Below are 12518 nucleotides of genomic sequence, written 5' to 3'. Positions count from 1 at the left end.
GGCCATTTCGATTTATCAGCATTTTCGATAAGCGTTACTTATGGATTTCAAGCAACTGCGTTATTTCGTCGCGGTCTACGAAGAAGGTCATGTCGGCCGGGCGGCTGAACGCCTGTCGATCTCGCAACCGGCGCTGTCGCAGCAGATCCGCCAGCTCGAACAGAACCTCGACGTCACCTTGTTCGAGCGCAGCAGCAAGCGCCTGCTGCCGACCCTCGCCGCGCACACGTTGTACAACCATGCGTTGCCGCTGCTCGATGGCTTGCAACGGGCGCGCGAGGCGCTGGGCAACTTCAAGGGCCAGGCCTTGCGCACGCTGGCGATCGGCGTGCTGCAAACGGTGCACACCAGTCTGGTCCCGCAAATGCTTGAGCGGGTGCGCAAGGCACAGCCACATCTGGTGGTGCAGATCTATGAATTGACCGGACTTGAGATCGAACGGCGGCTGCTCAACGGTTCTTTGGACATCGGCATCAGTTACCTGCCGCCGCGCCAACCGGGCCTGCACGGTGTGATGCTTTACGAAGATGAGCTGACGCTGGTCATCCCGGCGGATCATCCATTGCGTGAATTCAAGAAAGTCTCGATGCGTCAGGCTGCCGAATTGCCGATGTTGCTGCTGGGCGAAGAGTTCCAGATCCGCCAGATATGGCAGGCGCAACTGACCGCCCTCGGGCGCCGTCCGCAGGTACAAGCCGAGTTGAACAATATGGTGGGTATTCTCGACAGCCTTCCACACACCAAACTGGCGACAGTGCTGCCGGGGCGTTCGCAGAAGGAATACGACGATCAGGATCTGTTGTGGAAACCGCTGAGCGAACCGCGCGTGCCGCTGAAGGTTGGCCTGGTGTGTCGCGATGTGCAGCGCCAGCAGGCCTCTTTGGCGCTGTTGCGGACGTTGCTGGAAGAAGTGATGGAGCGAGAAGTAAAGCCGCCGCTCGATCCTTTGGTCTGAGCACTTTTCTTCAGGCAAAAGAAAACCCCGCCGAAGCGGGGCTTTGCAGACTGTTTCCCTGACATCCATTTCACTCCGCCACCCTGGCAGAATCCTACGTGTCCGTGTTGTTGCTTTGCGCTTCCTGCGCGACGTCCATGAAATGTAGATTAGCTGTGGATCCAATCTTCGCCTATGGGAGAACAGCAGCACGTCATGTAAGAGAATGCTTACATGACGTCATCGCATCAGAATTGCGCTGCATCCAGCAGGAACAGCGACTCGCTACCGGCCTTTACTGACGCACTCAACGAGTGAATCCGCGGGAGCAAGCGGGCGAAATAGAAGCGCGCAGTGCCCAACTTGCTGGCATAGAAATCGTCCTGCGCTTCTTTGCCCAGCGAAGCTTTGGCCATCAATGCCCACATGTAGGCATACGCCGTGTATCCGAATGCTTGCAAATATTCGACCGAAGCCGCGCCAATTTCGTTCGGGTTGTTTTTTGCCCGATCCAGCAACCACGAGGTCAGCTCGTCGAGCGTGTCGACGGCATCGTTCAGCGGTTTGGTGAATTCGCCCAGATCGGCACTGGCTGTCGCGGTGAAATGGCGGATCTCGTCGGCGAACAGCTTGTAGAACGCGCCGCCGCTGCCGACGATCTTACGACCGACCAGGTCCAGCGCCTGAATGCCGTTGGTGCCTTCGTAGATCTGAGTGATACGCACGTCGCGCACCAGTTGCTCCTGGCCCCATTCGCGGATGTAGCCGTGGCCGCCGAAAATCTGCTGGCCGTGCACGGTGGTTTCCAGACCCAGGTCGGTGAGGAATGCCTTGGCTACCGGCGTCAGCAACGCGACCAGATCTTCTGCACGCTTGCGGGTGGTGGCGTCTTCGCTGAACTTGGCGGTGTCGAGTTGCATCGCCACGTAGGTGGAGAACGCACGGCCGCCTTCGTTCGAGGCTTTCATGGTCAGCAGCATGCGCCGCACATCCGGGTGGACGATGATCGGGTCAGCGACTTTGTCTTTGTTCTGCGCGCCGGTCGGCGAACGGCTTTGCAGACGGTCGCGGGCGTATTCAACGGCGTTCTGATACGAACGCTCGCCGGTGGCCAGGCCTTGGATGCCGACGCCGAGGCGCTCGTAGTTCATCATGGTGAACATCGCGGCCAGGCCTTTGTTCGGCTCGCCAACCAGATAACCCACGGCTTCGTCGAAGTTCATCACGCAGGTCGCGGACGCCTGAATGCCCATCTTGTGTTCGATCGAACCGCAGTTCGCCGGATTGCGTGCGCCCAGACTGCCGTCGGCATTGACCATGAACTTCGGCACGAGGAACAGCGAAATGCCTTTCGGACCCGCCGGGGCGTCCGGCAGTTTCGCCAACACCAGATGAATGATGTTTTCGGTGAGATCGTGTTCGCCACCGGTAATGAAGATTTTGGTGCCGCTGACTTTGTAGGAACCGTCGGCCTGAGGCTCGGCTTTTGTCCGAATAATCCCCAGGTCGGTGCCGGCGTGCGGCTCGGTCAGGCACATGGAGCCGGCCCAGACGCCGGCATACATGTTCGGCAGGTACGCGGCTTTCAGCTCTTCGCTGGCATGGGCGTTGATCGACAGGCAGGCGCCAGCGGTCAGCATCGGGTACAGACCGAACGACAGGCTGGCGGAGTTGACCATTTCTTCAACCTGCGCCGATACGGCTTTGGGCATGCCCATGCCGCCGTATTGCGGATCGCCACCGACGCCAACCCAGCCGCCCTCGGCGTAAGTCTGATAAGCCTGTGGAAAACCGGCTGGAGTGGTGACGGCGCCGTCAGCCCAGTGACAGCCTTCTTCGTCAGCGGCACGGCTCAGCGGCGCGATGCTTTTGCTGGTGACCTTGCCGGCCTCTTCGAGAATGGCTTCAACGGTTTCGGCGTCGACAGTCTCAGCCAGCGCCGGCAGTTCGGCCCAGAGTTTGGCGACTTCGAACACTTCATTGAGGACGAAGCGCATATCGCGCAGCGGCGCTTTGTAGTCAGCCATGGCAAACCTCGCAAGATCTAAACAGGTGATTCGTGGAATGATGTTTTCTGAGCCCGAGTGTACCTCAACAACTTTTGCGACACATAGGGTCAACCGGTGACTGATTTGTTATTTTTAGTCACCACAAAAAATCGCAGCCTCGACAACGCCCGATTCCCTGTAGGAACTGCCGAAGGCTGCGATCTTTCTATCTTCTCTAAAGTGCAAACAACTCCGCAGACAGTTTCATCAGGCAATCACTCCCCGCCTCGATCGCCGCCCGATGCGCCGCCGTACGCGGCAACAAACGCTTGAAGTAGAACTCGCACGTCGCCAATTTCCCGCGCAGGTAATCCGCCTCACCCTCGCCCGACTCCAGCTGCGCCTGCGCCACCAACGCCATGCGCAACCACAGATAACCGAGAATGATGTAACCGCTGTACATCAGGTAATCCACCGACGCCGCGCCCACTTCATCCGGGTTCTTCATGGCCGCCATGCCGACCTTCATGGTCAGGTCGCCCCACTGCTGGTTCAGCTCATTGAGCTGCGCAACGAAACTGCCCAGCTGCGGGTGCTCAGCGTTGGCCGCGCAGAACTTATGGACGATTTTGGTGAAACCGCGCAGCAACTTACCCTGACTGCCCAACACCTTGCGCCCGAGCAGGTCCAGCGCCTGAATACCGTTGGTGCCCTCGTAGATTGGCGCGATCCGACAGTCGCGAACCAACTGTTCCATGCCCCATTCACGAATGAAGCCGTGGCCACCGAATACCTGCATGCCGTGGTTGGTCACTTCCAGGCCGGTGTCGGTCATGAACGCTTTGCAGATCGGCGTGAGGAACGCCAACAAATCCTCGGCCTCCTGCCGTGCTTCGGCATCAGTGCTCAGATGCGCGACATCGAGCAACTGCGCGGTGAAGTAGGTCAGCGCCCGATTGCCTTCGTTAAAGGCTTTCATGGTCAACAACATGCGCCGCACGTCCGGGTGGACGATGATCGGGTCGGCGGCTTTGTCCGGGGCTTTGGCGCCCGTCAGTGAACGCATCTGCAAGCGGTCGTTGGCGTATTTGATGGCGCCCTGGAAACTCGCTTCACCCAAACACAAACCCTGCATCCCGGTGCCGAGCCGTGCGTGGTTCATCATGGTGAACATGCAGTTCAGGCCCTTGTTCGGCTCGCCGATCAGGTAACCCTTGGCGCCGTCGAAGTTGAGCACGCAAGTGGCCGAGGCCTTGATGCCCATCTTGTGTTCGATCGAACCGCAGGACACGCCGTTGCGCTCGCCTGCCTCACCCGCCGCATTCGGCAAGAATTTCGGCACGATAAACAGCGAAATCCCTTTGGTCCCGGCCGGCGCATCCGGCAACTTGGCCAACACCAGATGGATGATGTTATCGCTCATGTCGTGCTCGCCGGCGGAGATGAAAATCTTGCTGCCGGTGACCGCATAACTGCCGTCAGCCTGAGGCACGGCGCGGGTCTTGATGATGCCCAGGTCGGTGCCGCAGTGGGCTTCGGTCAGGCACATGGTGCCGGTCCACTGGCCGGCGGTGAGTTTGCTCAGGTAGGTGTCTTTTTGCTCAGCGCTGCCGTGGGCGTGGATCGCCGACATCGCGCCGTGGGTCAAGCCCGGGTACATGCCCCAAGAGGTATTGCTGGAGCCGACCATTTCGCTGATCACCAGCCCCAGCGAACTCGGCAAGCCCTGCCCGCCATAAGTCGGATCCGCCGCCAGACCGTGCCAGCCGCCCTCGACATATTGTGCGAAGGCTTGCTTGAAGCCTGTAGGCGTTGTCACCACACCGTTGTCGAAATGGCAGCCCTCTTCGTCACCGCTGCGATTGAGCGGCGCCAGAACGTTCTCGCAGAACTTCGCGCCTTCTTCAAGGATCGCGTTGATCATGTCCGGGCTGGCGTCGTGGGCGCCGAGGGCGGCGTAGTTGCTGTGAAAGTCGAAGACGTGGTCGATCAGAAAGCGCATGTCGCGCAGGGGAGCTTTGTACTCAGGCATGGTGGCTTCTCCGTCAGCAGTTTTCTCCAACCTACTGCCGGCCCCCACACCCCACAATCACTGTGCAGACGCTGAATGCGCCGTCATCACTCAACCTGCGGCAGCGTCCATGCGCACCGCGCCACGGCGGTTTTGTCCGTACGCCATCACGCAGTTACGCCCCGCGCCTTTAGCGGCGTAGAGTGCCTCGTCGGCAGACTTGAGCACTTGTTCCGGGTTGCGTTGCTCCACTCGTTCAGCGACGCCGATGCTCACCGTCACCGACACACTGGAGGCACCCGAGCCGGCGCGGCGCTGACGACCTTGCTGATCATCCTGCGGGCGGTTTTCCTGATTTCGCAGCTGAATGTTGTAGGACGCAATCGACTCGCGGATCACCTCAAGGTGCGGCATACACTCCTCAAGGGTTTTGCCTGCAAACACCAAGGCGAATTCCTCACCGCCATAGCGATACGCCCTACCGCCACCGCTGATTTTCGACAGTTTGCTGGCGACTAATCGCAGTACCTGGTCACCGACATCGTGGCCGTGGGTGTCGTTGAATTTTTTGAAGTGATCGACGTCACTCATCGCCAATACGTAGTTGCGACCAAGGCGTTGCATGCGTTCGTTGAGCGCGCGACGGCCCGGCAGACCGGTGAGTTCGTCGCGGAAGGCCATTTGATAAGCCTCGTGCGCAACCGCTGCGGCGATCATCAACATCACTTGGCTGCACATGATGTTCAGGGTGAACGGCAGGATGAAGGTTTTCGGCAGCATCCAGAACACGCCGAGCAGGCCAACCAATTGCGCCGCATGCAGCGGACGCGGATTGCGCCAGTATTGCCAGGCCAGTAGCAGGAACGCCGAAATAAACACCGGATAGGACAGCTGAATCAGACTCATCCACGCGCCGTGCAGCGCCGGCCAACGGATCTCCGACAGCCAGATCAGCAGCGCGTGGGGATAACTTTGTTCAAGTCCCAGCGCCACGCTGCCGAAGGCCAGCAAAACGGCGAAGCGCGCGACCATGTCCTGAAACAGATGCGTGCGCTCCTGCCACGCCGCAAACAGCCCAAACAACAACGGCAGCAATAAACAGACGAGATGGAAGACCACCGCAGCGTCTTCGCGGACCTTGCCGTTGTCGCGGTAATAGTCGGTCTGGGTGTCGAGCAAAAAGTAGGCGATGTACACCGTGAGCATCAGAAACAGTTCGCGCTGACGCCGGTAAACCGCGCAATAAGCGCCGCCCAGCAACAGCACCAAAGTCGGCAACACGTTGAACAGCGACGTGAAGAACACGCTGAGGTCTTTGACGTACGCAGCCGCCAACCCCGCAAGTAACAACAGCAGTGAAGGTAGGAAATGGCTGAAACGTACAGCGGAAGAACGCGGCAAGGGTAAAGCTCCGACCCGTCATATCAAAGAGATGGCATTGTGCCCGCAAAGTGCGGCCAAGCCCACACAATGTGACCCAGATCACACACTGTCTCTTTAACGGCCGGAAGCCCGACTATCTGAGCGATTCACTAACAAAAAAACCGCCGCCCCCTAACAGGAGCAGCGGTTTTCAAAAGACCGCGCTAAGACTTAGTAGCCCAGTGCGAAGTCTTCTTCTTTCATGTCCATCAGGTTGTTGGCGCCCGACAGCATGGTGGCCACGTGGGTACGGGTACGCGGCAGAATGCGCTGGAAGTAGAAGCGCGCGGTTTGCAGCTTGGCGGTGTAGAACGCCGCGTCGCCGGTGCCTTCGGCCAGCTTTTCAGCAGCCAGACGCGCCATGTCGGCCCAGAAGTAAGCCAGGCAGGCATAACCGGAGTACATCAGGTAGTCCACGGAAGCCGCACCGACTTCTTCGCGATCTTTCATGGCGGCCATACCGACCTTCATGGTCAGCTCGCCCCATTCCTTGTTGATCGCGGCCAGCGGTGCGACGAATTCTGCAACGGCTTCGTTGCCTTCGTTGTTCTGGCAGAACTTGTGGACGATCTTGGTGAAGCCTTTCAGGGCTTCGCCTTGAGTCATCAGCACTTTACGGCCCAGCAGGTCGAGTGCCTGGATACCGGTGGTGCCTTCGTACAGCATCGAAATGCGGCTGTCGCGAACGTTCTGCTCCATGCCCCACTCGGCGATGAAGCCGTGGCCGCCGTAGATCTGTACGCCGTGGTTAGCGGATTCGAAACCGACTTCGGTCATGAACGCTTTGGCGATCGGAGTCATGAAGGCCAGCAGTGCGTCAGCTTTCTTTTTCTCTTCTTCATCGACGCCGTATTTGACGATGTCGACCTGTTTGGCGGTGAAGTACACCATCGCACGGTTGCCTTCGGCGAACGCCTTCATGGTCAACAGCATGCGGCGTACATCCGGGTGCACGATGATCGGGTCAGCAGCTTTGTCCGGCGCTTTCGGGCCAGTCAGGGAGCGCATTTGCAGACGATCGCGAGCGTATTTCAAACCGCCCTGGAAACCGATTTCGGCGTGGGCCAAACCTTGCAGCGCGGTACCCAGTCGTGCGGTGTTCATAAAGGTGAACATGCAGTTCAGGCCTTTGTTCGCCGGGCCAATCAGGTAACCGGTGGCGCCGTCGAAGTTCATCACGCAGGTAGCGTTGCCGTGGATGCCCATCTTGTGTTCCAGCGAACCGCAGCTCACTGCGTTGCGTGCACCGACGGTGCCATCAGCATTCGGCATGAATTTCGGAACGATGAACAACGAGATGCCTTTGGTGCCAGCCGGTGCGTCCGGCAGGCGGGCCAGTACGATATGGACGATGTTGTCGGCCATATCGTGTTCACCGGCCGAGATGAAGATCTTGGTGCCGGAAACTTTGTAGGAGCCGTCGGCCTGAGGTTCGGCCTTGGTGCGCAGCATGCCCAGGTCGGTGCCGCAGTGCGGTTCGGTCAGGCACATGGTGCCGGTCCATTCGCCGGAAACCAGTTTGGTCAGATAGGCTTCTTGCTGCTCTGGAGTGCCGTGCTCGGAGATGGTGTTCATCGCGCCGTGCGACAGGCCTGGGTACATGCCCCACGACCAGTTGGCTTCGCCAACCATTTCGCTCACGGCCAGACCCAGCGACTCCGGCAGGCCTTGGCCGCCGTGCTCAACGTCGTGAGCCAGGCTTGGCCAGCCGCCTTCGACGAATTGCTTGTAAGCCTCTTTGAAGCCGGTCGGGGTTTTCACGCCGGACTCGCTCCAGGTGCAACCTTCGAGGTCGCCCACGCGGTTCAGCGGTGCCAGTACCTGCTCACAAAACTTGGCGCCTTCTTCGAGAATGGCGTCAACCATGTCCGGAGTTGCGTCTGCGCAAGCCGGAAGGCTCTGATAGTGCGCTTCGTAGCCGAGCAGTTCGTCACGAACGAAGCGAATATCACGCAAGGGGGCCTTGTAGTCAGGCATAGCGATAAACCTCTGCTGATGTAACCGGGAATGAACGACCGTGTTGATTTGTTGTGACGGTCAAACAGTTGTTTGAAACATACGTTTACGCCGAAATCTTGTCAAGCATCGATCTTTTGCCGTTCGTCATCAGAATTTTCAAACGCAGGGCACAGCAAACCGCCATGAGCTCGCACGAGTCACGGGTGCTGAAAAAAGATTAGTTGAGGGAGAAGGACTTACCATGAAAAACGCCGCGACAGGTCGCGGCGTTCAGCGTGCAGAAGACAGAAAAATCAGGCGAAGGTGTCGATGATCGTACCGAGCACTTCGTCGGAGGCTTTGGCGACCTTCACACCCAGCTCCGCCTGGATCTTGCCCTGAGACATCTCGACCATATTGCTGGCCAGATCCGATTGCTGGGCACGATCGACACCGCGTAGACGGTCAACCTGCACTTCGGACGACTGGCTGGTCACCGAGCGTTCAATCGTATTATTGGCAATCTGGCTGGCCGCCTGATCGACGCGGTTCTGCCCGCTCTGAATCGAGCTCAGACCTGCGTAAAAAGCTGTGTTACCGGAGATTTCCATAACGGTTCTCATCCTTGGGAAGGATCAATGGCGCCATTGAAGCAGAGGCGTCAGAAAAACACCCGTCAAAAACACTAATGGCACAGTGCCTGCCCATAGAGAAAAGCTTAGTCGAGCAGATCCAGTTGCAAATGATCGGCCACCGCCTCTGCACTCAAGGCCTTGAGTTTCGGCACGCGCCCCAGGCACGGCGCCGGAATCCGCTCGGCCAACGTCGCGAGGTTTTCTTCCAGCCGCGAAGTCTTCGCATCGATGATATTCGCCACCCACCCGGCCAACTGCAGCCCATCACGGGCGATCGCTTCCGCCGTCAGCAAGGCATGACTGATGCAACCCAGCCGCACGCCTACCACCAGGATCACCGGCAGTTTCAAGGCAATCGCCAGATCCGACAAATTATCCTGATCCGCCAGCGGCACTCGCCAGCCGCCCGCGCCTTCAATCAAGGTGAAATCGGCATTCATTGCCAGAATCTCACGCATCGGCGCCAGCAACGATTGCACGGTCAACGCTACTCCGGCCTCGCGCGCTGCCAGATGCGGAGCAATCGCCGGCTCGAACGCTACCGGATTGACCTGTTGATAAGTCAGCGGCAGCGAACATTCGGCCAACAGCGCCAACGCATCGGAATTGCGCAGCCCCTTGGGCGTCACTTCGCACCCGGACGCCACCGGTTTGCCCGCCGCCGTACTCAAGCCCGCCGAACGAGCTGCATGCAGCAACCCGGCGGCAACGGTGGTCTTGCCGACATCGGTATCCGTTCCGGTGATGAAATAGGCTGCGCTCATACGGGTTTCTCCAACACGGCGTAGACCACCTGATAAGTCGCCGGCAACCCCGACGCCTCACGGAACTGCTCGTAAGCTTCAACCAAACCGAGAATCCGCGCCCGCCCGGTCAAACCGCCCGGCCGCCCCGGGTTCAGATTGTGCGCGCCCAAGGCTTTCAATTCATGGGTCAGGCTGCGCACATCCGGGTAATGCAGCACGTGTGGTTGATTCTCCAGACTCAGCGTGCGCAAACCACTGGCCGCACACAATTGCTGATAACGGGCGAACTCGCGGAAGCGGTTGACGTGCACCAGCCCGTCGACTTGCCGCCAGCTGTCGCGCAACTCAAACAGCGTCCCTACACAAAGACTAGCAAACGCAAAAATCCCACCCGGTTTCAGCACGCGAAAAGCTTCGCTGAGCACTGCATCGAAATCCGCACACCACTGCACCGCGAGGCTTGAGAAAATCAGGTCGCAGGTCGACTCCTGCAGCGGCAGCCGCTCCGCGTCGCCAGCAATGAAATGCTCGGCACCGCCCAGTGGCCGCGCATGCTCAAGCATGCCTTCGGCGATATCCAGCGCCAGACCATGGCCTTCAACAAAACGCGAGGCCAGCGCCCGGGTGAAATACCCCGTGCCGCAGCCCAGATCCAGCCAGCGCGCTGGTACGAAATCCACCGGCAAGCGCTGCAGCAATTGTGTACCGACATCACGTTGCAACTCGGCGACGCTGTCGTAACTGGCCGCCGCGCGAGAAAAAGAGGCTGCGACCTGACGCTTGTCAGGCAAGCCGCCAGGCAGCACAAGAGACAAATCAGTCATCACCGCACTCGTGTAGAAAAGCCTGGATAGCGCCCGCCAGTCCGTGGGGGTCTTCCAGAAGAAACGCATGACAGGCCTGTTCGATCAGACCTATTTCGATATCCGGCAACAGGGCGAACAACGCCCCTGCCGCTTCCGCCGGGACCAGGGCATCCTGTCCCGCGAACAGATGAAATTGCGGACCGCGAAATGCTTGCAGGGCTTCGCGTGTGTCCATCTGCGCGAGCAATTCCAGTCCCGCCATCAATGCAGTCGGCGCAGTGTGCGGTGCGCCGCCCAACATCAATCGCGACAGGCCGCGCGGATCCTGCGCCCCCTGAGCACAGAGCAGCGAAAAACGTTTGAGGGTCATCCGCGGATCGGCCTGGCAACCGGCGAGAAACACATCGAACGTTTCGCCCGGCATCGCGTTCGGCCATTGTTCATGGGCGATAAAAGAAGGATTGCTCGCCAGCGTCAGCAACCCGCAGCAACGCTCGCCGCGGCGCGCCGCCAGTTCGGACGCAAGCATGCCGCCCAGCGACCAGCCACCGAGCCAGACGTCTTGAGGAATGTTTTCATCGAGTTCCTCGAGCCAGTCTTGCAGATCGCTGGAATCCAGCTCCGGCAGCGGCTCGATGTCGACTTTCAGATGTTCGTCGAGCCCCTGCAACGCCGCAGCCAGAGGCTCCATCGGCGACACACCGAGGCCCCAGCCGGGCAGCAGAATCAGGCGATCACGCATGGCTTGGCTCCGACGACAGTTGGGCAAAGCAATCGGCCAGTCCCTCTAACAATAGCTGCACCTGCGCCTCGCTGTGGGCGGCAGTCAGGGTCACGCGCAAGCGAGCGCTGCCGGCGGGCACGGTCGGTGGGCGGATCGCCGTGACCATCAGGCCGCGCTCGCGCAACATCTGCGACAGCCGCACGGCGCGCCCGGCATCGCCAATCATGATCGGCTGAATCGGCGTGAAGCTGTCCATCAACTCCAGGCCAATCTGCTCGGCGCCATGGCGGAACTGACGGATCAGCGTTTGTAGATGTTCTCGACGCCAATGCTCAGTGCGCAGCAGCTCCAGACTTTTCAGCGTTGCGCAGGCCAGCGCCGGTGGCTGACTGGTGGTGTAGATATACGGACGGGCGAACTGGATCAGGCTTTCGATCAGCTCTTCGCTGCCCGCGACGAACGCGCCAGCGGTGCCGAACGCTTTACCGAGGGTGCCGACCAGCACCGGCACGTCCTCCTGACTCAAACCGAAATGCTCGACAATCCCGCCGCCATTTGCACCCAGCGGCCCGAAACCATGAGCGTCATCGACCATCAGCCACGCGCCTTTGGCCTTGGCTTCGCGGGCCAATGCCGGCAGATCAGCGAGGTCGCCGTCCATGCTGAACACGCCATCGGTGACGACCAACGTATTGCCGGTAGCTTTCTCCAGACGTTTGGCCAGGCTCACCGCGTCGTTGTGCAGATAGCGATTGAAACGCGCGCCGGACAACAGACCCGCATCCAGTAACGAGGCGTGATTGAGCCGATCCTCCAGCACCGTATCGCCCTGCCCGACCAGCGCCGTGACGGCGCCGAGATTGGCCATGTAGCCGGTGGTGAACAACAGCGCACGCGGACGCCCGGTGAGATCGGCCAACGCTTCTTCCAGTGCGTGATGCGGCCCGCTGTGGCCGATCACCAGATGCGAGGCGCCACCACCGACACCCCAACGTTCAGCGCCGGCGCGCCAGGCTTCGATCACTTGCGGGTGATTGGCCAGACCGAGGTAGTCGTTGTTGCAAAAGGCAAGCAGCGGTTTGCCGTCGACCACCACTTGCGGCCCCTGCGGGGACTCGAGCAGCGGTCGCTGGCGATAGAGGTTTTCGGCACGACGGGCAGCAAGGCGTGCGGCGAGATCGAAAGACATGCAGGCCTCACATCTGAAAAATGACTGTGTAGGAGCTGCCGAAGGCTGCGATCTTTTGATGTTGTTTTTTAAAAGACAAGATCAAAAGATCGCAGCCTTCGGCAGCTCCTACATGGAATCCGTAT

The 12518-nt window shown here is 59.7% G+C and carries 10 protein-coding genes; 1 reads left to right on the top strand and 9 read right to left on the bottom strand.

The window, feature by feature from the left end; genetic code table 11:
• The first annotated feature begins 40 nt into the window (after window positions 1-40).
• Window positions 41-955: a LysR family transcriptional regulator gene (locus tag ACM6JQ_RS01065; protein WP_007910057.1), complete on the top strand. Its 915-nt coding sequence runs from the start codon at window positions 41-43 to the stop codon at window positions 953-955.
• A 227-nt stretch (window positions 956-1182) separates the two neighbouring features.
• On the opposite strand, the gene ACM6JQ_RS01060 is transcribed toward ACM6JQ_RS01065, so the two are convergent.
• The 9 genes from ACM6JQ_RS01060 to bioF all read right to left on the bottom strand — a co-directional run bounded on the left by ACM6JQ_RS01060 (window position 1183) and on the right by bioF (window position 12393).
• Window positions 1183-2961, bottom strand: coding sequence for an acyl-CoA dehydrogenase C-terminal domain-containing protein (locus tag ACM6JQ_RS01060; RefSeq protein ID WP_007910055.1), 1779 nt, complete (start codon window positions 2959-2961; stop codon window positions 1183-1185).
• 196 nt (window positions 2962-3157) lie between these two features.
• Window positions 3158-4954 (bottom strand): acyl-CoA dehydrogenase C-terminal domain-containing protein, encoded by a 1797-nt coding sequence (locus ACM6JQ_RS01055; RefSeq protein WP_414893099.1) that lies wholly within the window; start codon window positions 4952-4954, stop codon window positions 3158-3160.
• Window positions 4955-5044: 90 nt separating this feature from the next.
• Window positions 5045-6334 (bottom strand): GGDEF domain-containing protein, encoded by a 1290-nt coding sequence (locus ACM6JQ_RS01050; protein ID WP_414893098.1) that lies wholly within the window; start codon window positions 6332-6334, stop codon window positions 5045-5047.
• A gap of 192 nt (window positions 6335-6526) precedes the next feature.
• Window positions 6527-8332: a phenylacyl-CoA dehydrogenase gene (locus ACM6JQ_RS01045; protein ID WP_095112722.1), complete on the bottom strand. Its 1806-nt coding sequence runs from the start codon at window positions 8330-8332 to the stop codon at window positions 6527-6529.
• A gap of 275 nt (window positions 8333-8607) precedes the next feature.
• Complete coding sequence (locus ACM6JQ_RS01040) at window positions 8608-8904, bottom strand: hypothetical protein (protein WP_007910046.1); 297 nt, start codon at window positions 8902-8904, stop codon at window positions 8608-8610.
• Between the two features lie 107 nt (window positions 8905-9011).
• The gene (gene bioD / locus ACM6JQ_RS01035; RefSeq protein WP_007910044.1) at window positions 9012-9692 is read right to left on the bottom strand and encodes a dethiobiotin synthase; all 681 of its coding nucleotides are present in this window, start codon (window positions 9690-9692) and stop codon (window positions 9012-9014) included.
• Window positions 9689-10498: a malonyl-ACP O-methyltransferase BioC gene (bioC, locus tag ACM6JQ_RS01030; RefSeq protein ID WP_007910042.1), complete on the bottom strand. Its 810-nt coding sequence runs from the start codon at window positions 10496-10498 to the stop codon at window positions 9689-9691. The genes bioD and bioC overlap by 4 nt, the downstream gene beginning before the upstream one ends.
• Complete coding sequence (locus ACM6JQ_RS01025) at window positions 10491-11222, bottom strand: alpha/beta fold hydrolase (protein ID WP_095112724.1); 732 nt, start codon at window positions 11220-11222, stop codon at window positions 10491-10493. Before ACM6JQ_RS01025 ends, bioC begins: the two co-directional genes overlap by 8 nt.
• Window positions 11215-12393: an 8-amino-7-oxononanoate synthase gene (gene bioF / locus ACM6JQ_RS01020; protein WP_095112725.1), complete on the bottom strand. Its 1179-nt coding sequence runs from the start codon at window positions 12391-12393 to the stop codon at window positions 11215-11217. Before bioF ends, ACM6JQ_RS01025 begins: the two co-directional genes overlap by 8 nt.
• Between the last annotated feature and the right edge of the window lie 125 nt (window positions 12394-12518).

The organism is Pseudomonas sp. IT-232MI5, from assembly GCF_949767845.1.
In the GTDB taxonomy this organism is placed as follows: Bacteria; Pseudomonadota; Gammaproteobacteria; order Pseudomonadales; family Pseudomonadaceae; genus Aquipseudomonas.
The sequence above is the reverse complement of the archived record's forward strand: the minus strand, read 5'-3'. Positions and strand labels throughout refer to the sequence as shown.

Coding starts and splice junctions, on each gene's coding strand:
- ACM6JQ_RS01065 (WP_007910057.1), top strand. CDS start 41: ATGGATTTCAAGCAACTGCGTTATTTCGTCGCGGTCTACGAAGAAGGT.
- ACM6JQ_RS01060 (WP_007910055.1), bottom strand. CDS start 2,961: ATGGCTGACTACAAAGCGCCGCTGCGCGATATGCGCTTCGTCCTCAAT.
- ACM6JQ_RS01055 (WP_414893099.1), bottom strand. CDS start 4,954: ATGCCTGAGTACAAAGCTCCCCTGCGCGACATGCGCTTTCTGATCGAC.
- ACM6JQ_RS01045 (WP_095112722.1), bottom strand. CDS start 8,332: ATGCCTGACTACAAGGCCCCCTTGCGTGATATTCGCTTCGTTCGTGAC.
- ACM6JQ_RS01040 (WP_007910046.1), bottom strand. CDS start 8,904: ATGGAAATCTCCGGTAACACAGCTTTTTACGCAGGTCTGAGCTCGATT.
- bioD (WP_007910044.1), bottom strand. CDS start 9,692: ATGAGCGCAGCCTATTTCATCACCGGAACGGATACCGATGTCGGCAAG.
- bioC (WP_007910042.1), bottom strand. CDS start 10,498: ATGACTGATTTGTCTCTTGTGCTGCCTGGCGGCTTGCCTGACAAGCGT.
- ACM6JQ_RS01025 (WP_095112724.1), bottom strand. CDS start 11,222: ATGCGTGATCGCCTGATTCTGCTGCCCGGCTGGGGCCTCGGTGTGTCG.
- bioF (WP_095112725.1), bottom strand. CDS start 12,393: ATGTCTTTCGATCTCGCCGCACGCCTTGCTGCCCGTCGTGCCGAAAAC.